The sequence below is a fragment of the Aliidiomarina iranensis genome (genome assembly GCF_003987135.1).
In the GTDB taxonomy this organism is placed as follows: domain Bacteria; phylum Pseudomonadota; class Gammaproteobacteria; order Enterobacterales; family Alteromonadaceae; genus Aliidiomarina; species Aliidiomarina iranensis.
This window is the reverse complement of record NZ_PIPJ01000002.1, coordinates 377107-399724: the sequence shown is the minus strand read 5'-3', so window position 1 is coordinate 399724 and position 22618 is coordinate 377107. Positions and strand designations below refer to the sequence as shown.

Here is a 22618-nt window from a genome sequence, read left to right as displayed (position 1 = left end):
AACTCGAAGTATAGTTGTAACCAAGGGGCTTATCGGAAAAGATGCAAGACATATCAATTTTTCTCGATAAGCTCTGGTTGCAACAAGGGGTGAGCCAGCACACTATATCGGCATACCGCAGTGATCTAACCCATTTTCAAACTTGGTTGCAGCCGAGGAACGTGGTTTTGGCGGAAGCAAGCAGGCAGGATCTAGAAGATTATCTTGCGCATTTGGCCAAATCAGGCCGGCATCCACGTAGCCAATCCAGATTTTTAAGCGCTGCGCGGAAATATTTTCGCTATATTTTGCAACAAGGTGAGCGCTCGGATGATCCCTGCGCTCATTTGCATAGCCCAAAACAACCCGCCTCTATACCCAAATCGCTCTCTGAAGATGCGGTTTCCCTGTTGTTAAGTGCCCCAGATGTGGCCGATACCCTAGGTTTACGCGATAAGGCGATGTTGGAATTGCTTTACGCTACTGGTTTGCGAGTTTCTGAGCTTGTGCAGTTGCAAATGAGCGAGGTGAGCGTTCGCCAAGGTTTGGTTCGGGTAGTGGGTAAAGGCAATAAAGAGCGTTTAGTGCCTATGGGTGAGGAAGCCTTGCACTGGCTAAGTGAATATTTACGTGCTGCCCGGCCGGAGTTAATGAAACACAAGAACGATGTGGTGTTTTTATCCTTGCGCGGGAAACAAATGACACGGCAAACTTTTTGGCATCGAATTCGTCATTATGCCGCTCTTGTGGGGCTACCCGAAGGTATCTCACCACACCGATTACGGCATGCGTTCGCTACGCATTTACTCAACCATGGTGCAGATTTACGCGCGCTACAAATGCTGTTGGGGCATTCTGATATCGCAACCACCCAGATTTACACCGAAGTGGCAAAAGCGCGTTTGAAGCAACTTCACGAGCAACATCATCCACGCGGCTAGTGTTGGCCTCCACCCCGGTGTTAGAATACCCCCATCTACCGCAGGCTAGAAAGGTTATACGTGAAGAACCCGATTACAATTCGCCGCAGAATCGCACAAACAGCCCCTGAATTTCCCGCTGAGATGCCCAATATCCTACAACGCGTGTATGTCAACCGCGGTGTGCGTTCGGCTGATGAATTAGATCTATCGGCTCGTGGCTTATTGCATTACAACCAACTCACTGATTGTGAAAAGGCGGCGGAGCGGATTGGGCAAGCGCTACTGGCGAATGAAAGTATTTGCATTTGCGGTGATTTTGATGCGGATGGCGCCACCAGTGTAGCCCTCTTTATGGCCTTTTTTCGAAAAATAAACCATACAAAGGCCTTTTATCTAGTACCGAATCGTTTTTCTGATGGTTATGGTTTATCGCCTACATTAGCCGAGTATGCTCATGCCCAAGGCGCTAACTTGTTAATCACGGTAGATAATGGCATTAGCAGCCATGCAGGGGTTACTCGGGCAAATGAATTGGGTATGCAGGTGATAGTGACCGACCATCATTTACCCAGCGCTGAGCTGCCCGCTGCGTTTGCGGTGGTGAATCCGAATCGCCATGATTGTGCATTTGCGAGTAAACAATTGGCGGGTGTAGGTGTTGCGTTTTACGTGCTCTTGGCTTTAAGAGCTTGGTTTAAGCGGGAGCAACCTGAGCACTCAGTGGCACAGCTTAACATTGCTGAATATCTTGATTTAGTTGCCTTGGGAACTGTTGCCGATGTGGTACCCCTAGATTACAACAATCGCATTCTAGTTCGCCAAGGCTTGGCTCGGATTCGCGAGGGTGTGTGCCGGCCAGGTATTGCTGCGTTATTAAAAGTAGCCGGCCGTGATACAACCAAGATTACCGCCAGTGATTTGGGCTTTGCTGTTGGGCCAAGAATAAATGCTGCGGGCCGCCTAGATGATATTCAGCAAGGTATTGAATGCTTATTGGCGCAAGATTTCCCACAAGCACAAATTCTAGCCTTACGTTTGGATGAACTAAATCAACAACGGCGCAAAATTGAATCAGGCATGCAGGAAGAGGCGCAAGCCTGCTTGGCACGGTTGAATGTGGATCAGGGTGCATTACCGCCAATTCTTTGCGTATACGATGAGCAGTTTCATCAAGGCGTAATTGGCATAGTAGCTGGGCGTTTGAAAGAGCAGTATTATCGGCCGGTTATGGTATTTGCGGAGGGCGATGAGGGCGAGTTAAAAGGGTCTTGCCGCTCGGTTGCAGGGATTCACATCCGCGATCTACTCGAGCAAGTAGCCAGTGAACACCCACAGGTAATAAATAAGTTTGGCGGCCACGCCATGGCAGCGGGGCTGAGTATACCGAAAGAGCAGTGGCTTGCGTTTAATGATGCGGTACAGCGTGTGGCTGAACGTTGGGTAGATGCAGATACACTTGCGCGTGTGCTATGGAGTGATGGCGAGTTAACGGCAGCAGAATTCGCTCTCGATGTTGCTAGTGCGCTCCAAAATGCTGGCCCATGGGGGCAGGGGTTTCCGCAACCGGTATTCGATGGCCGTTTTCGTATTTTGCAAGAGCGCTGGTTGAAAGATGTGCATTTAAAGCTGGTAGTGCAACCTGAAGGTAGTTCGCAAAGTTTCGATGCGATTGCATTTAATGTGCCGCGGGCGAATTGGCAATGGCAATCACCGGCTAGCGCCCATTTAGTATTTAAACTTGATGTAAATGAATTTCGTGGGCAACGTAACGTGCAGTTGTTGATTGAGCATGTAGCCACCTAAACGCTGTTGTTTTTATGCGTGATCCGCTAGAATATGCGGCCAGAATTCGATTGCGAACGCGTTTAACCATGTGCTTTTACGCTTCGTGAACACTAGATAAAATTATTTCAGGAATTATTAATGCTGGAAAGCAATGCCATAGCTAATCAAATTATCGACCTTAAGCAGCGCGCCGAGCAGCTTAGGGGGTATCTTTGACTTAGAGGTAAAAGCAGAACGCCTCGAAGAAGTTGAAAGAGAATTAGAAGATCCTGCGGTTTGGAATGAACCAGAAAAAGCACAAGCCCTTGGTAAAGAGCGAGCCACACTCGAAGTGGTGGTGAACACCTTGAAAGGCATTGATCAGGGCCTAGATGATGCGCAAGGCTTTCTCGATTTATCTGCCGAGGAAGATGACGAGGAGATGTTGGGCGAGGCCGACGGCGAAGTTAAACGCTGGACCAAGGAATTAGAAAAGCTTGAGTTCCGCCGCATGTTTTCTGGCCCAAATGATGAAGCGGATTGTTATCTTGATTTGCAATCTGGTTCTGGTGGCACAGAAGCTCAAGATTGGTGCAACATGCTCCTGCGGATGTACTTGCGTTGGGGTGAAGCCAATGGCATGAAAACCGAGATCACTGAGCTTTCAGAAGGTGAAGTTGCCGGAATAAAATCAGCTACTATTCGCTTTTCTGGTGAGTATGCCTTTGGCTGGTTACGCACAGAAACCGGGGTGCATCGGCTTGTTCGCAAATCTCCCTTTGATTCTGGTAATCGCCGGCATACCTCTTTTGCTTCTGCTTTTGTGTATCCTGAAATCGATGATGATATCGAAATCGATATTAATCCTGCCGATCTGCGTGTGGATACATACCGAGCCTCAGGCGCTGGTGGCCAGCACGTAAACCGAACGGATTCTGCGATTCGTATTACCCACGAACCGAGCGGAATTGTGGTGCAGTGTCAGAGCGATCGATCGCAACATAAAAACCGCGATTCAGCGATGAAGCAATTGCGCGCTAAATTATTTGAAATGGAACTGCAAAAGCAGAACGAAGCCAAGCAGGTGATGGAAGATTCTAAATCTGACATTGGTTGGGGTAGCCAGATTCGCTCCTATGTTTTAGATGATTCGCGCATTAAAGATTTACGTACGGGAGTGGAAACTCGGAATACGCAAGCTGTGCTGGATGGTGATTTGAATCGCTTTTTACAAGCCAGCTTGAAATCTGGTTTATAAGCATCACATTGAAAAAACCTAAGTGATAGTGATAACGCCTTAGGTGATTGCGTTTGTAAGCGCGGCAAGTGCCGCAGTTGATAGATAAATTTGAGGAATAGTTATGACGGATAAGCAGCAGCCAGAAGCCCAGGATTTGAACCAACAAATTCGTGAGCGAAAGCAAAAACTGCAACAACTGCGCGAAGCTGGGAATCCGTTTCCAAATGATTTTCGCCGTGATAGCTTGGCCACCGATTTGCACTCGGCTCACGGCGAAAAAGAGGGCGAAGCCTTACTTGCGGAAGGTGTGCGAGTTAATATTGCGGGGCGAATGGTTTTACGCCGAATTATGGGTAAAGCGAGCTTTGCAACCTTGCAAGATATGAGTGGCCAGGTTCAAATTTATGTAGCGCGTGATAATTTGCCAGAAGGCATTTATAACGATGGCTTTAAAAAGTGGGATTTGGGCGATATTGTAGGTGCCAGCGGCGTGTTGTTTAAAACACGAACGGGCGAACTTACCGTGCAGGTTGACGAAATTAAGTTGCTCACGAAAGCGCTGCGGCCGTTGCCGGATAAATTCCATGGCTTGGCGGATCAGGAAACCCGCTATCGCCAACGTTACCTTGATTTAATTGTGAACCAGCAATCGCGTGATACCTTCGTGATGCGCAGCAAAGCCATTGAGTATATCCGTCAGTTTCTGAATTCCCGTGCGTTTTTAGAGGTGGAAACGCCGATGATGCAAACAATCCCAGGTGGTGCTTCTGCACGCCCGTTTGTTACACATCATAATGCCTTGAATATGGACCTTTACCTGCGCATTGCCCCTGAACTTTATTTGAAGCGTTTGGTTGTAGGCGGATTTGAAAAAGTTTTTGAAATTAACCGCAATTTCCGCAATGAAGGGTTATCAACACGGCACAACCCGGAATTCACTATGCTTGAGTTTTACTGGGGTTACGCCGATTATCATGATCTGATGGATTTAACTGAAGAAATGGTTCGTGGTTTATGTACGGAACTATTAGGAACAACTGAAGTAACCTATCAAGGGGAACAGTTTGATTTTGGTAAACCATTCGATCGCTTGAGCGTTGTTGATGCGATTTTGAAATATAATTCCGAATTAAGTGAAGCGGAAATCAATGATCTTGCAACGGCCACGGCGTATGCCGAAAAAATCGGTATTAAAGTACAAAAGAGCTGGGGTTTAGGCAAAATCCAAATTGAAATCTTTGAAGAAACGGCTGAGCATCAATTGGCTCAACCTACTTTCATTACCGCGTATCCTGCTGAAGTATCACCTTTGGCGCGCCGCAACGATGATAACCCCTTTGTAACCGACCGTTTCGAGTTTTTTGTAGGTGGCCGTGAGATTGCAAATGGCTTCTCTGAGTTGAACGATGCTGAAGATCAAGCTGAGCGGTTCCAAGCGCAGGTAGAGCAAAAAGAGGCTGGTGATTCGGAAGCTATGTTCTATGATGCCGATTACGTTACTGCATTGGAGTATGGCTTACCGCCAACCGCCGGTGAGGGGATCGGTATTGATCGTTTGGTGATGTTACTCACTGATTCACCATCGATTCGTGATGTATTGTTATTTCCACACATGCGCATACAAAAAACTGAAATGGACCAGAAAAAAGAAAAGTAGGTACGAGTGAGGGAGCTTATTCCAAGCCCTTCATGATGTATTAACAAAAAAGCCTTGAAACTCACATTTCAAGGCTTTTTTAGTTTTGCTCTCGCAACCAAGCATTCAGTTCATCGATAAACATGGGTTTGCTGATTTGGTACCCTTGAATAATATCAAAGCCTAATTCCGATACCAGCTCCAAGGTTTCTTCTGTTTCCACACCTTCTGCGGTGGTTAAGGCGCCAGTTTGCCGAGCAAGCCGCAAAGCTGCCTTTGCCAAAAACTCTGATTCCTTAGAGAGCGTAAGTTGTTGCGTTACCGAAATATCCACTTTTAGCTCATGCAAGTGTAAGCGTTCCACTACCGTAGCAGTAACATTGCCGGTACCGAAATCATCTAAGGCTATTTTAAATCCAGCCACCCTAAATGTTTTAATCAATCCAATGAATCCATCAATATCATCACTTATAACTGATTCTGAAAAATCGAGAATGATTTGGCTTGGTGCTACCTGATAATCATTACAAATGTTGATGAGCGAAGTTAAGAAATTCGGATGCTGGAAAGAGAGCGGGCTGATGTTCACCGATAGAGAAAGCTCTGGGCGTTGTTTTAATAATCTTTTAAATTCAGGTAATGCTTGGTGCAGGATTTGTAGAGTGAGCTGGTCGATGATATCTCTTTGTTCAGCGATGTGAATAAAATCTGCGGGAGGAATAAAACCATATTTCGGATGTTCCCAGCGAGCAAAAATCTCCAAGCCAACGATTCGGCGAGAGCTTGTAAGCTGCCTTGGTTGATAGGCTACGGAAAACTGTTCCTGTAACAGTTCAGCCGATAGGTGCCTTTTTGCTATTGGCATGTTGAGTACTTTAGCGCTTTCCGGCATGATTTTGTTATCCATTGCTACACCTTGTCGAGAGGACGGGTGTATGAGCTTCCATGATTGTTTATATTTTGCGCGAAAATACGGAATTACGCAATGACTCTTAGGCTTTGAAAAGCGCATGTTTAAGATGCTAATTAAACGTCATGCAAAAAAATGGCCCCAGAAGGAGCCATTTGATTAAACTTTAGCAGTTTGTGAACACTTATTCGTGCTCAACGCCACCTGGACCATGAACATGACCGTGTGATAATTCTTCCGCACTTGCTTCACGAACATCAACAACTTTCACTTCAAAGTTCAGATCAACACCCGCAAGTGGGTGATTGCCATCAACGGTAACTTCGGTATCGTTTACTTCAACAACCATTACTGATTGCTCGCCATGATCAGTTGTTGCACGGAATTGCATGCCAGGGTTTACATCCTGGTCACCAAAAAGATTCCGTGGAACAGTTTGGATTAGACCATCATGACGCTCGCCATAGGCATCGGCAGCAGTGATATCTGCATTGAATTCAGCGCCTGCGGTTTTTCCTTCCAGCTCTTTTTCAAGCCCAGGAATTAACATGCCACGGCCGAAAATAAAAGCCAGTGGACGTTCTTCGGCTGATTGATCCAAAGTTACACCTTCACCATTTTTCACGGTGTAGTGGATAGTAACTGCTTTGTCTTGACTGATGGTTTCACTCATTGATTGATTCCGTTTCGTCTGATTTTGGGCAGGGGGTGAATTTGCTGTCATTCTGCCCTTTAATGCGCAATTCTGCCTGAGCATCAAGATCACTTGGTAACACGGCTTGAATTGCAATGACATCGTTATCATAACGCACTGCGCTGATAACTGCACCTGCGCGGCGCCAGTTTTCGCCTAACTTGATTTCAAGTTCGCTTGCTGGTGCCGGCGTAGATTCGGCGGTTCCGATTAGATGCGCTAACCGGCGTTTGTTTTGTCCCTTATAATGGGTGCGCGCAATCGTCTCTTGGCCTATATAGCAACCCTTTTTGAAACTTACGCCATTTAAGCTATCGAGGTTCACCATTTGCGGAATAAAGGTACTCTGGTGAACAGCAGCGAGATTCGGCCAGCCTTGCTCAATTTGAATGGCGTGCCAATAGCTTTCTGGCAACATGCGCGCGTTCGGTTTATTCGTTTTTGGTGTTACACATAAATAGAGAGTAGGGCTAAGGCTAAGCACATGGGTATCGCCAAACGTACTGTGTAGTTCGGTAGGTGTGCCACCCACTAGCTCAGATACTTTTGCAACGGCCTGCTCGCCCGCTACTAAGAAGCAGCTGAAGTGTTCAGTGGAATCCGTTATCTCAATTTTAGAGAATACTGAAAACTTTTGTAATTGTGCCAAGCTATGCTCGGCGGTAGAACGATTTTGCAGAAGCAAAATGCTATCTTCTGAGCGCACTGCGCGAAAGATACTCCAAAGTTTGCCTTTGGCATCACAATGGCCACCAAGGAGCCAATTATGTTGCTCAAGATGGGTGAGATCGCAGGTTAGCTGGCCCTGAAGAAATGTGTCGGTATCAGGCCCGCTAGCTTTCACTACCGCCATGCCGGGCAGCTCAATGAGGAGTGCAGGGTTGGCATTGGTTAACTTGTTGGCGAGTAATCCAGACACTTCAGCTCCTCGTAATTATTTCCTATAGTATTTTACAATTGCCTCTAAGGCATTTGCCGTGGCCCTGTTGGCCTTGATAGCAAGCGCACTGCTTGCTCTTCGTTCTTATAAACTGGGTTCGAAAAATCGCGCTAACAGAATAGTGGGGATGCGGTTTTAGAAATTCAAGGTTAGTTTCAAAATTCTTGGTTTTGGCGGATTTTGCTCAATTTTGCTAGGGATTTGGGTAGGGGTTCACGCGAGTAGCTGTTAGAATATGTTTACTAAGTTTTTATGGAGTACACACAATGTTTCCTCGGCAATCGGAAGAAATCTTAAAAGATAAGCGGCGCATGCGCTGGGCGTGTCGGCGGGGTATGCTCGAGCTTGATGTGTTATTCGCCCCCTTTGTTGAAGAAGCTTACGATGAGCTCAATGAAGAACAGCAACAGGTATTTCGGCGCTTACTTACCTGTGATGATCCGGATTTATTCTCTTGGTTTATGGGGCACGCAAAATGTCCGGATCCAGAGTTGGCGGAGATGGTGGCTCTGATGCTGCGCCGCGTTAAGGTTTGAGGCCAGTTAACTGAACAGGAGCAAGGATGGCTCGTTACTCACTTCATGCACCCGCAGAAACCGCAAGTGCCGGTAGCCCTGAGGCTTTTGCGCCAGAAAGCTCAGAGTCAGAGGGTTTCGCTGAAGAAGCTTCATACCCAAAGCGATCTGCGTTCGCACCCTCAAAAATCTCTAATCGCTTGGTAAATTCCGCTTACATTAGTTCAGCTATGCTTGGGTATGCGAGCATAGTTTACGAATCTTGGCTGCTGCTCAGCGCTTTACTGTTGTTTGCGTTTGCCTTCGATGCGGAGAAGCGGGAATCAGAGCCTGCAGCTAACGCCTTTGCACAAATCAATGAATTCGATGAATACGGCGCTGTAATCTGCAAAGGCGGCCAACTCACGCAAATGTGCCCACCTGTAATTATTACACCATGGCTCTTAACATTTAGAATAGAGCATATCGCAGATGTAGAACACAATAAGCCTATGCAGCAATGGTGCCGAATTTGGCGCGATCAAGTTGCTGCAGCGGATTGGGCAAGGTTGCGGCGCATTGGTATCACCTTAAATGCGCCGCTTCGGCGGCGTTAAACCTGCCGTTTGGTTGGCGTTAGAATGGTTGGCTGGGAGTTTTCTGCAAGTTCTGGATAATCGAGGGTGTAATGTAAACCCCGGCTTTCCTTTCGTTGCATGGCACTTTCAATAATTAATTGCGCTACTTGTGCTAGGTTTCGTAACTCCAGCAAATTATTGCTTACTCGGAAATTAGCATAATAATCGTGTATTTCTTGCTGCAGCATCTCAACACGCCGCAAAGCCCGCTCTAGGCGTTTATCGGTGCGCACAATGCCGACATAATCCCACATAAATAAACGTAGTTCGTGCCAGTTATGTTGAATAATTACCTCTTCGTCGGAGTTCGTTACCTTACTCTCATCCCAATCCGGTATTTCGTTAACCAGAATGGTTTCTGGCATTTTACCTGCGATATCTGCAGCGGCTGCGCGGGCGAACACAACGCATTCTAACAAGGAGTTACTTGCCATACGGTTCGCACCATGCAAGCCGGTGTAGGCGACCTCGCCAATGGCATACAAGTTGTTTAAATCGGTTTTGGCGTTTAAGTTGGTTACTACACCACCGCAGGTGTAATGTGCTGCCGGTACGATTGGCATCGGCTCGGCGGTAATATCAATACCCAGGCTTTGGCATTTTTCATAGATGGTGGGGAAGTGTTGGCGGATAAAATCAGCCGGTTTATGGGAAATATCCAAATACATGCAATCGGCGCCAAGGCGTTTCATTTCATAATCGATAGCGCGCGCTACCACATCCCGCGGAGCAAGTTCCGCCAATTCGTGAAAATCTGGCATAAAACGAGAGCCATCTGGGCGTTTTAACAAAGCACCTTCGCCGCGCAAGGCTTCGGTGAGGAGAAAGTTGCGGGCATTCGGATGGAACAAACAAGTAGGGTGGAATTGATTGAATTCCATATTGCCCACACGGCAACCGGCTCGCCAAGCCATGGCAATGCCATCACCGCTGGCGATATCGGGGTTTGAAGTGTATTGATAAACCTTACTGGCACCACCTGTGCATAGAGCCGTAAATTTAGCGGCTATTGTTAGCACCCGCTCTTGCTGTCGGTGCCATACATAGGCTCCGATGCAGCGTTGTTGGTTATCGTTGCCGGAGCGAATTAAATCGATGGCATTACAATTTTCTAGTACGTGAATATTTGGATGGCTCAGGGTTTGGCTCGTTAACGTACTCTGCACCGCTCGGCCGGTGGCATCGGCTGAGTGTAAGATACGGCGATGGCTATGGCCCCCTTCGCGTGTTAAGTGGAAGCGAGGCTCACCATTAACATCAGGTTCGCGGTCAAAATCTACGCCTAACTGAATTAACCAATTCAAGCTTTCTTTCGCGCGCTCTGCGGTGTAACGAACAACCGCGGCATCGCAAATGCCACCACCGGCAACCAGAGTATCGTCGATATGTGATTCAATACTATCGTTGGCATCAAATACGGCAGCAATACCGCCTTGAGCATAATAGGTAGAACCTTCGGCTAACGGGCCTTTACTTAAAACCACTACCTGATATTCTTTTGCCAGTTGCAGCGCAAGAGAGAGGCCAGCGGCCCCGCTGCCAATAATTAGGATATCGCACGTTATTGTAGCGTCTGAGTTCATCATGATTTATCGTAGTTAAGAATTATTAATGGATTTTACCTTTGTTATTACTATATTTGCGAACTTTTTGCGAAAAGCTTGGTCTAGGTTTGTATGAATAATGCGAGCCCAGTTTAAAAATCGGCGAAATAGGCGATAGCAGGGGTTAAGAAGAGAGTGGGCTCGAATGAGCGAACAGGAAATTGATCAACAGCTGGTTGAACGAGTACAGCGTGGTGATCAGCGAGCTTTTGATGTTTTGGTGAAGAAATACCAACACAAAATCATAAGCTTAGTGTCACGTTACGTTAAGCACCCGGGCGATGTGCCGGATGTTGCGCAAGAGGCTTTTATAAAAGCCTATCGCGCATTACCGAATTTTCGTGGCGAAAGTGCGTTCTATACATGGCTTTACAGAATTGCTGTGAATACAGCAAAAAATTATTTAGTTGCGCGCGGGCGAAAACCGCCATCTTCGGATGTTGATGCGCAAGATGCGGAATTTTTAGATGCCGGGCATGGTTTGCGAGATATCGCTTCCCCAGAGCGAATGTTGTTATCTGATGAACTGAAACGCACGGTGATGGCAGCTATAGATGCGTTGCCTGACGATTTAAAACAAGCCATAACATTGCGCGAATTGGATGGTATGGGCTATGAAGAAATTGCTATCACCATGGATTGTCCGATAGGAACAGTACGTTCAAGGATTTTTAGAGCACGTGAAGCTATTGATAAAGCGATAGAACCGTTGCTCGATGCGAATTAAGCTAACTGAGGATAGACACGAATGACAGAGCACCAGAAAGAACAACTTTCAGCATTGCTTGATGGCCACTTTGATGGCGATGAAGCAGTGCATGAGCTGGTGGAAAATGCGAGCCAACGGGAGCGATGGTTTCGTTATCAGCTCACTGGCGCGGTAATTCGAGGTGAGGCGATAAGTGGTCAGCCTTTCGATATATCGGCTTCGGTAGCGGCGCAAATAGCAGCTGAACCTAAACATGCAGCTGCACCGAAGAGCGCATGGCAGAACGTGCAGCAATGGTTGCAACGGGGATGGTTTCGGCCGGCGGCAAATGTTGCGGTAGCCGCGGGTGTAGCTATCGTTACTGTTGTGGGTATCCAAAACTACCAACCCGTTGCCGATGGCGTTGCCATTCCAGATGCGGGCACTGGCGCTGCGGTAAACCAAGGCTTCGAAACACGGCCTTTAGGTGGTGTGATTAACCCGGTTAGTTTTAATATGACCAACACCGCGGTTGTTGATCAACAGGAAGCGGATAATGAGCGAAGATTGCTACAATCATTCTTTTTTGACCATCAACAGCAGCTCCAATTAAATGAACAAGAGCTAAGTGAAGAAAGAATTGGCGAACAAGCGTCAAGCGAGCAAGAGCAGCGCAACAATAGCACGCAACCCGATACACAAGAACAAGGCATCGATTAAACCAATATGCAAGGTTACCGGTATTTGCTGGCAGCTTTAGGGCTTGCCAGTAGCTTAATCTGCAGCACAGTGTTTGCCGCAGCGCCTCAGCTGGCAGCGCCCCAGCAGACAATGCCCCAAGAAGCCGTGGCGCAGCAAACAGTAGCGCCAGAAGATGACGTTGAAACTCAGTTGCCAGCAGGGGAGCAACGCGCGTTACTCGAGGGTGAACGCTGGTTTAACCTAATGCAAAAAGCGCTTACCGAGTTCAATTTCAATGCCTCTTTAGTGCATGTGCAGGATCAACGTATTGAAATGTTTCGTTGGTTGCACGGCCACAATAGTGAGAATGAAGAATTAGAGCTATTACACAGCTTGAATGGCCCAGAAATCCATATTATCCGCCGTGGTCAAACGGTATCTTACTTTCACTCCATGAGTTCACCTTTTAGCGTGCGTGCTAATAATATGTTTGGCCCTATTCCAACTGCATTTTTCCGTGAATTTGAGAATATTTCTAAAGCATATGATGCGGTGCCTATGGGCGGCGCGAGAATAATGGATAGAACAACCGTTCATGTGCGGTTGCTGCCAAAAGATCAAGATCGTTATGGTTATTCCCTTTGGCTCGATCGAGAAACCGGAATGCTGCTGCGAATGCTTACCCTAAGCCAAGAGGGTGAGCCACTGGAACAAGTTCAGTTAACAGCTCTAGAGATAACAAACGAACCAAATCCTGAGTTAGCGCAAATACTCGATTTAAATTTACCACCTGTTGTGGAAGATATTCACCGTGGTGTTAGTGTTCAACACGAATGGCAAACTAACTATTTACCTCGAGGCTTTACCTTAGTGCGAGGAAATCATCATCGGCTCCCGATTACTGGAATAGCGGCTGATTACTTCCTGTATTCAGATGGCCTTACCCGTATTTCCCTCTATGTCAGTGAAGATCCGGAAGCTGCAGTGAACTTACGCCACAGTGGATTAGAATCTTTATATTCTCACAGCTACGCCGATTATAGCGTTACCGTTGTGGGGCGCCTGCCAATGGCTACATTGCAACGCATAGCAACTTCGGTGCGGCGATGATTCGTGAAATTGGTGAAGTAACCGCCATTAACGGCCAAACCGTTACTATTACAACGGCTTTGCAACAAGGTTGTGGTGGCTGTAAGCAACAAAGCCACTGCGGTGCGGGTATTTTATCTAAAGCACTACCGAATCGCCGCGGCAGTGTTGAGGTTTGGTTAGAAAATCCGCCAGCTATTGGCAGCCAAGTTGAGTTATGGCTGCCGGAGAAGGCGATCTTAAAGTTCTCGGTGTTACTTTATTTAATTCCTATTATCACGCTTTTAGCTGGCGCATTAATTGGCGAGCAACTTTTTCCTCAGCAGGAACTGTATGGGATTCTGCTCGCGGGAGCGGGTTTTGCCGCTAGTTTTTTTCTTTTAAAGCAATGGTTGCGGCGCCGAGATCTGCAAGTTCGTGAGTTAATGCAGATTAATATCCTTCCAGTCGACCAACCTTGATTGTTTATCTTCGCTAAAGTAAGTAAAATTCGCCTCATAAATACGGTGAGGAGTCGCAGCGTTTTGCTGACTGACCGGATATGAGGTGTACATGAGCCAAGTTGGCATAGCAAAAAAGAACATTCGTAATTTCTCGGTAATCGCGCATATTGACCATGGTAAATCAACGCTATCAGATCGCTTGATTCAAACTTGCGGTGGTTTAACCCAACGAGAAATGGCAGAACAAGTACTAGATTCAATGGATATCGAGCGGGAACGCGGTATCACTATCAAAGCGCAGAGCGTTACGCTTTACTATGATGCGAACGATGGTGAGCGTTATCAGTTGAACTTTATCGATACCCCCGGCCACGTTGATTTCTCCTACGAGGTTTCTCGTAGCCTTGCCGGCTGTGAAGGGGCGTTGTTAGTTGTAGATGCCGCTCAAGGTGTTGAAGCGCAAACTCTCGCAAACTGCTACACCGCCATTGATATGGATTTAGAGGTGGTGCCAGTACTGAATAAAATTGATTTACCCTCTGCAGAACCTGAGCGAGTAGCACAAGAAATTGAAGATATTGTGGGTATTGAAGCCCACGATGCGGTTCGTTGCTCAGCGAAAACAGGCATTGGTATTGATGAAGTGCTTGAACGTATCGTAAAACAAGTGCCTTCACCAGAAGCTGAAGCCGACGATGAAGCGCCATTACAAGCGCTCATTATTGATTCATGGTTTGATAACTATCAAGGCGTTGTTTCCCTTGTGCGGATCAAAAAAGGTGTTCTGCGCGTTGGCGAAAAAATGAAGGTTATGTCGACCGGCCAAGATCACATCGTTGACAAAGTGGGGATTTTCACCCCGAAACAAACAGAAACCGGTGTGTTACGCGCAGGTGAAGTTGGCTATGTTATTGCGGGTATTAAGGAAATACATGGAGCGCCGGTAGGGGATACGCTTACGCATTCAAAGCGGCCAGCCGATAAAATGCTACCGGGCTTTAAGAAAGTGCAGCCACAAGTGTATGCGGGCATGTTCCCGATTAGTTCAGATGACTATGAAAACTTTCGTGATGCACTGGACAAATTAAGCTTGAACGATGCTTCACTATTTTTCGAGCCAGAAAACTCTGGTGCGCTCGGCTTTGGTTTCCGTTGTGGCTTTTTGGGTATGCTGCACATGGAAATTATCCAAGAGCGATTAGAGCGCGAGTACGATATCGATCTAATCACCACTGCGCCCACGGTTGTTTATAAAGTTGAAACAACTAAAGGCGAGATAAAAATGGTGGATAACCCAGCATACTTGCCGCCGGTAAACGAAATTCAGGCTATTTACGAGCCTATCGTAGAAGCGAATATTTTGGTTCCACAAGAGCATGTTGGGAATGTGATTACGCTTTGTGTAGAGCGCCGCGGTATGCAAACCAACATGGTTTATCATGGTAAGCAAGTGGCTCTCACATACGAGCTGCCGATGGCCGAAGTAGTAATGGATTTCTTCGATCGTTTGAAATCAACCAGCCGTGGTTACGCCTCTTTGGATTATCAATTTAAGCGCTTTGATGAATCGGATATGGTGCGGGTTGATATCTTGATAAACGGCGAGCGTGTAGACGCGCTTGCGATGATCTTGCACCGCAGCCAAGCACAATATCGCGGGCGTGATGTGGTGGATAAAATGCGGGAGCTTATTCCACGGCAAATGTTTGATATCGCTATTCAGGCTACCATTGGTAATCATGTTATTGCCCGAAGCACGGTGAAACAATTACGTAAAAACGTAACTGCAAAGTGTTATGGTGGTGATGTAAGCCGTAAGAAAAAGCTGCTACAAAAGCAGAAAGAAGGTAAGAAACGAATGAAACAATTGGGCAACGTGGAAGTGCCTCAGGAAGCGTTCCTTGCGGTCTTGAAAACTGGCAAGTAGCGTATTAGGAACTTTATACAGGAACGTTCAGCATGACCACATACTACTTTTCCTTGTTGCTGGTGTTCGGCAGCTTATTTACAGGCATTGTTTGGGCTATCGATCACTGGGTGTGGAAGCCAAAGCGGATGGAAAAAATTCGCGCGGCAGAAGCGCAAGCGGGTGTGAAACTTAGCGCTGAGCAAGCCGAACAGCTTGCGCCTCAATCAGGCTTAGCTGATTTTGCGCAAGCTGCGTTCCCTGTGTTGTTTGTGATTTTGATTTTACGCTCGTTCCTTTACGAGCCGTTTCGTATTCCTTCTGGTTCCATGATGCCTACTCTGTTAGTAGGGGATTTCATTTTGGTTGAGAAATTTCGTTATGGGTTAAGAGAACCTATTACCCGAAAGGAATTTATCAACACTGGCCGCCCCGAACGCGGTGATATTGCCGTGTTCAAATACCCTGTAGAGCCAGATCTTGATTACATTAAGCGTGTGATTGGTATGCCGGGTGATCGTATTACCTACACCGATAAAACCTTTTATGTGCAGCCAAATTGCTTACCCGATTGCAGCGATGTTGAACCTATTGTGCTGCAACGAGAATTTCAAGCCGAAGGCGAGTTCATGCAGCAGCAGGTGCCGGTGCGCCGTTACATTGAGCAGGGCATTAACAAAGAATACGATGTTTTGGTAAACCCGCGGGTGAATATTCATAGTGATTCGTTCGTTTGGGATGTACCGGAAGGCCAGTATTTTTTCATTGGCGATAACCGAGACAATTCGATTGATAGCCGTTACTGGGGCTTTGTTGATGAAGATCTTTTGGTAGGCCGTGCGGTATTTATTTGGTTAAGTTTTGAGTTTGAAAGGGATGCGAATAGCTGGTTACCAACATGGGTGCCGAGCAAACTTCGTTTTGATCGTTTAGGGAGAATTGAGTGAGTTTAACACCTATCCAGCTCCGTGAAATTGAGCGGCGGCTAGGCTACAACTTTAAAAATCATGCACTTTTGTATCAGGCCCTTACTCATCGAAGTGCGGGTGAAGGGCATTATGAACGCCTTGAGTTTTTGGGCGATTCAATTTTGAGTGTGGTTATTGCGGAAGCTTTGTATCACCGTTTTCCAAAATCACCGGAAGGTGAGTTAAGCCGCATGCGCGCCACTTTGGTTTGCGGCGATATGTTGGCAAAGTTGGCGCGAAAATTTGAACTTGGAAAGTTTTTGAATTTAGGCCCGGGCGAATTAAAAAGTGGTGGTTTTCGCCGTGATTCCATTTTATCTGATGCGGTAGAAGGCATAATCGGTGCTATCTTCTTAGATAGTGATATTCAGCAGGTACAAGCCATTGTGCGTAGCTGGTATCAACCGTTGTTGGCAGAGATTCGGCCCGGTAACAGCCAAAAAGATCCGAAAACGCGTTTGCAAGAATATCTACAAAGCCGGCAATTTGCCGTTCCTGAATACGAAGTGAGCGCCACCGAAGGGCAGGCGCACAACCAACGTTTTACCGTTACTTGTAAAGTAGAACCACTCGCGGAAGCGGTGGTTGCTACGGGCACGAGCCGCCGCAAAGCAGAACAAAATGCCGCGGCAAAAGTTATTGAGCAACTAGCGGAACTGCCGGAAGGCAAGGAATTAAAATGAATTTAGATGATTTTTTCGCAGCTGAAGCCAGTGAAACACCCGCCGGCCCAACCTTTAACGGTTTTGTGGCGATTGTGGGTAGGCCGAACGTAGGCAAATCTACGCTGTTGAATCAATTGTTGGGCCAGAAGGTAAGTATTACTTCAAAGAAGGCTCAAACCACCCGGCATCGGATTTTAGGTATTGACACTGAGGGCCCGTATCAAACTATTTACGTGGATACGCCAGGCCTGCATAAAGATGAAAAGCGCGCTATTAACCGCTTAATGAATCGAGCAGCCAGCTCCTCTATTGGTGATGTGGATTTAGTTCTGTTTATTGTGGAAGGCACACACTGGACAGAAGACGATGAAATGGTACTCACCAAGATCAAGCGTGCGAATCGTCCGGCGATGTTAATCATCAATAAGATAGACCAGGTTAAAGATAAGGGTTCATTGCTGCCTCACATACAGAAAATTGCGGCGGAGTTTGAATTCAAAGAAATTATTCCCATTTCGGCACTTTCCCCTGAGCACATGCCGAAAATAAAGGCTTTGGTGCGCCCATATTTGCGTGAGGGCATTCATTTTTACCCAGCGGATCACGTGACCGATCGCTCTGTGCGTTTTATGGCGGCAGAAACGGTGCGGGAAAAGTTAATGCGCTTCAATGGTGAAGAACTGCCGTATTCGACAACGGTGGAAATTGAGAAATATGAAACAACTGAGAATGGCGTGGTTCACATTCATGCTTTGATCTTAGTGGAGCGTGAAGGCCAAAAACGAATGGTTATTGGTAATAAGGGCAGTAAGTTAAAAACCATTGGTTCAGAGGCCCGGAAAGACATAGAACAGATGTTAGAAGCGCGGGTAAACCTGCAACTTTGGGTGAAAGTTAAATCCGGTTGGGCCGATGATGAACGCGCGCTTCGTAGCCTAGGTTACGGAGAAGAGTAATGGCCAGGGCCGTGGTATTGCACCGTTGGCCCTGGCAAGAACATGGCCTGCTGTTGGATTTGTTTACGGAAGATAGCGGCCGGGTTCGTGCAATTGCAAAATATGCCCGTAGCCGACGTTCTTCGCTGCGTGCAACCCTAGAACCTTTTACCCTCATTGATATTGAACTCAAAGGCCGTGGCGAAGTTAAAACCTTAGCTCGCGCAGAGAGCCTGCAGCATTTTCCTCTACGCCATATACACCTCTATAGCGGCCTTTATTTAAATGAATTATTGCAGCGATTATTGCCTGAGTTAACCGATTTCCCCGGCTTGTTTGCCGATTATATTAAGAGTTTGACATTGCTCTCTGATATCCAAGTTATTGAGCCAGTTTTACGACAATTTGAATACCGTTTACTTTGCCACCTAGATTTAGATTTCTCATTTACCCATGATGCAAATGATGGCAATCTGATAACTTCTGAGCAGTATTACCGATTTGTGGCGGGTGCGGGCTTTGTGCCTGCCGAAGCCCATGCAAGTGCGCGCGAAGAACTTGGTAATGAGCTTCGCGATCAAGTTAACGAAGAAGAGCTTGTAGACATATCGCGGGTTTATGATCAGGTAATTCATGATCAGGTAAAGAAACCGTTGCATGAGAGCAGAACACAAGAATGGCTGTTAAGCGGTGAAGAAATTGCACAGCTAGGGCGATTTCAATTAGCGGATCCGCAGGTGTTAAAACAATTTAAGCATTTAATGCGTATTGCTTATGCCCCGTTGTTGGGTGCGAAGCCATTACGAAGCCGTGAGCTTTTATTGGCTGCGGTTAAACACAAATAGTTCGCCTTTTCATTAGGCTGATGGATAACAGGAGCTCTCATGTCAGCTGCTTTACTTGGAGTAAATATTGATCATATAGCGACACTGCGAAACGCCCGCGGTGTTGCTTACCCTGAACCCGTGCAAGCTGCGGCTATCGCAGAGCAAGCGGGAGCTGCCGGCATTACTGTGCATTTGCGAGAAGATCGCCGGCACATAACAGACCGTGATGTCCGCCTTTTAGCAGAAACCATTCAAACTCGAATGAACCTAGAAATGGCCATGACCGATGAGATGGTAAACATCGCGATTGCTACCAAGCCCGCGTATGTATGTTTAGTTCCGGAAAAGCGCGAAGAATTAACCACAGAGGGCGGGCTCGATGTTGCCGGTCAGCTTGAGCGTACCCGCGATGTAGTGGCGAAATTAAGTGCTGCTGGAATTTTGGTTTCACTCTTCATTGATGGTGATCAACAACAAATTGAGGCCGCTAAAGAAGTGAAAGCGCCCTATATTGAGTTGCACACGGGCCACTACGCAGAGGCTCAAGGCACTGCACAAACGGATGCATTGCAGCAATTACAACAGGCTGCGCGCTTTGCCGCCGGGCTTGGCTTAGTTGTGAACGCCGGCCACGGCTTGCATTATCATAATACTCAAGCAATTGCGGCTATCCCGGAAATTTATGAATTGAATATTGGCCATGCCATTATTGGCCGCGCTGTGTTTAGTGGTTTACACAACGCCGTAGCGGAAATGAAGCAACTTATTGAGCAGGCTCGGGGCTAATGGCGATTGTTGGCATCGGTACCGATATTGTAGAAATTGCCCGCATCCGCTCGGCATTAGAACGGCAGCCTGGATTGGCGAAACGCTTATTAAGTGCAAAGGAGTTAGCCGTTTTTGCGGTTGCGAAAGAACCCGAACGGTTTTTAGCGAAACGCTTTGCCGCCAAAGAGGCTGCTTTAAAAGCCTTAGGTACCGGTTTACAAAGTGGTATGAGTTGGCATCATATTGAAGTAGAGCACACCGATTTAGGGCAACCGCTTTTGCGTTTTACTGCCGCAGCACAGGCCAGAGCTGCGGCACTCGCTGTTAGTGATCAACATATTTCATTGAGCGATGAAGCGCATTATGCACAAGCCATGGTAGTTCTCGAGAGCCGAGCTTGATGGAAGCATTCTCGGAGGCCGCATTTTCGCTGAAAGTATTCTCATTGGAAGTATTCTCGCTGGAACTATTCTCGCTGGAAAAAGCCGTGACGAGAGCATTAGAGTAGTAAATGTAGGAGTATTTATGGTTAAGGTACGTAACGTTCACGCTGAGGAGCATCAATCTAGCGATGATAGCTGGCTTAATCATGTACCGGAAGAATCAGAGCAGCACAACCTTCAGGCGCTCGTTGTTGCGCTAGCGGAGCACGGCCAAAACGTACTTGCCAAGAGAAAAGCTGCAAAACCTGCTGCCGCGGCAGCGCAAAATGCTTCCCAGGACGCCTCGCAACCTGCGATAAAAGGTTCAGTACTAAAAGGTTCAGCGCTACAAGAATTAGTGCTGAAAGGGCAAGAGATGGTGGAAATCCTCTCGAGCTTGAAATTAGACCAACAAAGCCTGCAAGCGGCACTTTGTGTGCCTTTCTTTGAAGCAAAACTAATCTCTAAAACATGGATAGCTGAGCAATTGAGCGCCAGTACTGCCGATTTGGTTGATACCGTGCAGCAAATGAATAGCATCAGCGATTTACAGCATTTTCGCCATGGTAAACCGGGTGAAAAGCAAATTGATGCGGTTCGGCGCATGCTCCTCGCTATGGTGGAAGATGTACGGGCGGTTCTCATTAAACTCGCTGAGCGGATTTGTTTTTTACGTGAAGTAAAAAATGCTGATGAGGAAAGCCGCGTATTAGCGGCCAAAGAGTGCAGTGAAATTTATGGCCCGCTGGCAAATCGGTTAGGGGTGGGGCAAATAAAATGGGAATTGGAAGATCTATCGTTTCGCTATTTGCATCCTGACATTTATATGTCGATTGCGCGCCAGTTGCATGAGAAGCGGCGGCAACGGGAAACATATATTGAGGCATTTGTTCAGGGCCTTCGCGACGATCTGGCTGCGCAGAATGTTACCGCTCAGGTTGAAGGGCGGCCAAAACATATTTTCAGCATCTGGAAAAAGATGCAGAAGAAAAATCTGGAATTTGATGAGCTTTTCGATATCCGCGCCGTGCGCATCGTTACCCAAAACCTTAAAGATTGTTATGCCGCATTAGGTATTGTGCACAGCCGGTGGCGCCATTTGGCCAGTGAATTTGATGATTATGTAGCAACGCCGAAAGCCAATGGTTATCAATCGATTCATACGGTAGTGATTGGCCCTGAGCAAAAGAATGTGGAAATTCAGATTCGCTCGGAGCAAATGCATGATGACGCTGAACTTGGTGTAGCGGCCCACTGGGTTTACAAAGAAGGCCCAAGTAGCGGGCGTTCACAGGGTTACGAAGATAAGATTTCATGGTTGCGCAAATTACTCGCTTGGCACGAGGATATGGCCGAAAACGATGATTTAGTTCAGGAAATTCGTAGCCAAGTATTTGAAGATAGAGTTTATGTTTTCACCCCCAAAGGTGATGTAATTGATTTACCCTATGGTTCAACACCATTAGATTTTGCCTATTACATTCATTCACAAATTGGCCATCGTTGTATTGGTGTAAAAGCGGATGGCCGCATTGTGCCTTTTACCTATGTATTGCAAAACGGTGAACGCGTTGAGGTTCTCACGCAAAAAGATGAAAACCCCAAGCGTGATTGGTTAAACCCCGCTCTAGGCTATTTGAAATCAGCCCGTGCCCGGAGCAAAGTGCATGCCTATTTTAAAAAGCTCGACCGGGAAGAGAATTTACAGGCCGGTAAGGTATTACTTGAAGCGGAATTGGCCAAGTACAAACTAACGTTGCAAGATACTCGCCCGGCAATTGAGCGCTTTAACATGAATCATCTCGATGATTTGTTAGCCGCCATTGGCGCTGGTGATGTTCGTTTGAATCAAATCGTAAATTTTATCCGTGGCCCGCAAGAGGATGAAATTGCTGAACTTGAAAAACTGACAACGAAAAAACGTACAGGCAAGCAAAAGAAACAGCCGGAGGGGGTAAAGGTTGGCGGTATTGGTAATTTGCTAATGAATTTTGCTCGTTGTTGTCAGCCTTTACCGGGCGATCCGATCATGGGCTATGTTACCCAAGGCCGAGGTGTTTCGGTGCATCATCGCGAATGTGAGAAATTACAGCAATTGTTGGAAACGCACCCTGAACGCACCATTGATGTTGCTTGGGAGCAGGAGCAAGCCCAGCGCTATGCCACGCGTTTGTTGATCACCGCGGAGGATAGATCCGGATTACTGCATGACATCACTAGTATTTTGAGCCACGAGAAAGTAAATGTGAATAATGTGGCCACGCGGCATGATCACGATCGGCAACAGGTATTTATCGATTTAGAGATTATGGTGCAACACAATAATGAAATTCAGCGTTTATTGAGCCGAATTCAGCAAGTAAGCCACGTACGGCAGGCTGTACGGAAATAAGCGAGAATACTG

At 46.9% G+C, this 22618-nt stretch carries 22 protein-coding genes; 18 read left to right on the top strand and 4 right to left on the bottom strand.

Features of this window, described 5'->3' with window-relative positions:
* Positions 1–41 precede the first annotated feature (41 nt).
* The 4 genes from xerD (at position 42) to lysS (ending at position 5563) form a co-directional block, all read left to right on the top strand.
* Positions 42–920, top strand: coding sequence for a site-specific tyrosine recombinase XerD (gene xerD / locus CWE08_RS04935; protein ID WP_126766200.1), 879 nt, complete (start codon positions 42–44; stop codon positions 918–920).
* Positions 921–1043: 123 nt separating this feature from the next.
* On the top strand, positions 1044–2705 hold the full coding sequence (gene recJ / locus CWE08_RS04930; protein ID WP_420837076.1) for a single-stranded-DNA-specific exonuclease RecJ: 1662 nt from the start codon (positions 1044–1046) through the stop codon (positions 2703–2705).
* 120 nt (positions 2706–2825) lie between these two features.
* A protein-coding gene (prfB, locus tag CWE08_RS04925) for a peptide chain release factor 2 (protein WP_198677083.1) occupies positions 2826–3924 on the top strand; the annotation gives its coding sequence in 2 pieces (ribosomal slippage) (positions 2826–2900 and positions 2902–3924; 1098 coding nt in all).
* Between the two features lie 103 nt (positions 3925–4027).
* Complete coding sequence (gene lysS, locus CWE08_RS04920) at positions 4028–5563, top strand: lysine--tRNA ligase (RefSeq protein WP_126766193.1); 1536 nt, start codon at positions 4028–4030, stop codon at positions 5561–5563.
* A 79-nt stretch (positions 5564–5642) separates the two neighbouring features.
* On the opposite strand, the gene CWE08_RS04915 is transcribed toward lysS, so the two are convergent.
* The 3 genes from CWE08_RS04915 to ygfZ all read right to left on the bottom strand — a co-directional run bounded on the left by CWE08_RS04915 (position 5643) and on the right by ygfZ (position 8065).
* On the bottom strand, positions 5643–6449 hold the full coding sequence (locus CWE08_RS04915; RefSeq protein WP_157981228.1) for an EAL domain-containing protein: 807 nt from the start codon (positions 6447–6449) through the stop codon (positions 5643–5645).
* A 187-nt stretch (positions 6450–6636) separates the two neighbouring features.
* Complete coding sequence (locus CWE08_RS04910; protein WP_126766188.1) at positions 6637–7125, bottom strand: FKBP-type peptidyl-prolyl cis-trans isomerase; 489 nt, start codon at positions 7123–7125, stop codon at positions 6637–6639.
* Positions 7118–8065 carry a tRNA-modifying protein YgfZ gene (gene ygfZ / locus CWE08_RS04905; RefSeq protein ID WP_126766186.1) on the bottom strand — a complete coding sequence of 316 codons (948 nt, stop codon included), beginning with the start codon at positions 8063–8065 and terminating at the stop codon, positions 7118–7120. Before ygfZ ends, CWE08_RS04910 begins: the two co-directional genes overlap by 8 nt.
* A gap of 287 nt (positions 8066–8352) precedes the next feature.
* On the opposite strand from ygfZ, the gene CWE08_RS04900 reads away from it, so the two are divergent.
* Together CWE08_RS04900 and CWE08_RS04895 are read left to right on the top strand one after the other, a co-directional pair.
* Positions 8353–8622 (top strand): FAD assembly factor SdhE, encoded by a 270-nt coding sequence (locus CWE08_RS04900; protein ID WP_126766184.1) that lies wholly within the window; start codon positions 8353–8355, stop codon positions 8620–8622.
* A 26-nt stretch (positions 8623–8648) separates the two neighbouring features.
* Positions 8649–9197 (top strand): hypothetical protein, encoded by a 549-nt coding sequence (locus CWE08_RS04895; RefSeq protein WP_126766181.1) that lies wholly within the window; start codon positions 8649–8651, stop codon positions 9195–9197.
* On the opposite strand, the gene nadB is transcribed toward CWE08_RS04895, so the two are convergent.
* Positions 9194–10801 carry an L-aspartate oxidase gene (nadB, locus tag CWE08_RS04890; protein WP_126766563.1) on the bottom strand — a complete coding sequence of 536 codons (1608 nt, stop codon included), beginning with the start codon at positions 10799–10801 and terminating at the stop codon, positions 9194–9196. The two genes, CWE08_RS04895 and nadB, sit on opposite strands and share 4 nt — an antisense overlap.
* A 166-nt stretch (positions 10802–10967) precedes the next feature.
* Here nadB and rpoE point away from each other — a divergent pair, with 166 nt between their 5' ends.
* The 12 genes from rpoE to relA all read left to right on the top strand — a co-directional run bounded on the left by rpoE (position 10968) and on the right by relA (position 22606).
* On the top strand, positions 10968–11549 hold the full coding sequence (gene rpoE, locus CWE08_RS04885; RefSeq protein ID WP_126766178.1) for an RNA polymerase sigma factor RpoE: 582 nt from the start codon (positions 10968–10970) through the stop codon (positions 11547–11549).
* Between the two features lie 21 nt (positions 11550–11570).
* Positions 11571–12230: a sigma-E factor negative regulatory protein gene (locus CWE08_RS04880; protein WP_126766176.1), complete on the top strand. Its 660-nt coding sequence runs from the start codon at positions 11571–11573 to the stop codon at positions 12228–12230.
* Between the two features lie 6 nt (positions 12231–12236).
* Entirely contained in the window at positions 12237–13301 is a 1065-nt protein-coding gene (locus CWE08_RS04875; RefSeq protein ID WP_126766173.1) for a MucB/RseB C-terminal domain-containing protein, read from the top strand.
* On the top strand, positions 13298–13741 hold the full coding sequence (locus CWE08_RS04870) for a SoxR reducing system RseC family protein (protein WP_126766170.1): 444 nt from the start codon (positions 13298–13300) through the stop codon (positions 13739–13741). The genes CWE08_RS04875 and CWE08_RS04870 overlap by 4 nt, the downstream gene beginning before the upstream one ends.
* 91 nt (positions 13742–13832) lie before the next feature.
* A complete protein-coding gene (gene lepA / locus CWE08_RS04865; RefSeq protein WP_126766168.1) occupies positions 13833–15650 on the top strand; it encodes a translation elongation factor 4 in 1818 nt (605 codons plus the stop codon).
* A gap of 32 nt (positions 15651–15682) precedes the next feature.
* The gene (gene lepB / locus CWE08_RS04860; RefSeq protein ID WP_126766166.1) at positions 15683–16576 is read left to right on the top strand and encodes a signal peptidase I; all 894 of its coding nucleotides are present in this window, start codon (positions 15683–15685) and stop codon (positions 16574–16576) included.
* Entirely contained in the window at positions 16573–17280 is a 708-nt protein-coding gene (gene rnc, locus CWE08_RS04855; protein WP_126766164.1) for a ribonuclease III, read from the top strand. Before lepB ends, rnc begins: the two co-directional genes overlap by 4 nt.
* The gene (gene era, locus CWE08_RS04850) at positions 17277–18218 is read left to right on the top strand and encodes a GTPase Era (RefSeq protein WP_126766162.1); all 942 of its coding nucleotides are present in this window, start codon (positions 17277–17279) and stop codon (positions 18216–18218) included. Before rnc ends, era begins: the two co-directional genes overlap by 4 nt.
* Positions 18218–19042 (top strand): DNA repair protein RecO, encoded by an 825-nt coding sequence (gene recO, locus CWE08_RS04845; protein ID WP_126766160.1) that lies wholly within the window; start codon positions 18218–18220, stop codon positions 19040–19042. Before era ends, recO begins: the two co-directional genes overlap by 1 nt.
* Before the next feature lie 39 nt (positions 19043–19081).
* The gene (gene pdxJ, locus CWE08_RS04840; protein WP_126766157.1) at positions 19082–19810 is read left to right on the top strand and encodes a pyridoxine 5'-phosphate synthase; all 729 of its coding nucleotides are present in this window, start codon (positions 19082–19084) and stop codon (positions 19808–19810) included.
* A complete protein-coding gene (gene acpS, locus CWE08_RS04835; RefSeq protein ID WP_126766154.1) occupies positions 19810–20193 on the top strand; it encodes a holo-ACP synthase in 384 nt (127 codons plus the stop codon). Before pdxJ ends, acpS begins: the two co-directional genes overlap by 1 nt.
* A 124-nt stretch (positions 20194–20317) precedes the next feature.
* Positions 20318–22606 (top strand): GTP diphosphokinase, encoded by a 2289-nt coding sequence (gene relA / locus CWE08_RS04830; RefSeq protein WP_126766152.1) that lies wholly within the window; start codon positions 20318–20320, stop codon positions 22604–22606.
* Positions 22607–22618 lie beyond the last annotated feature (12 nt).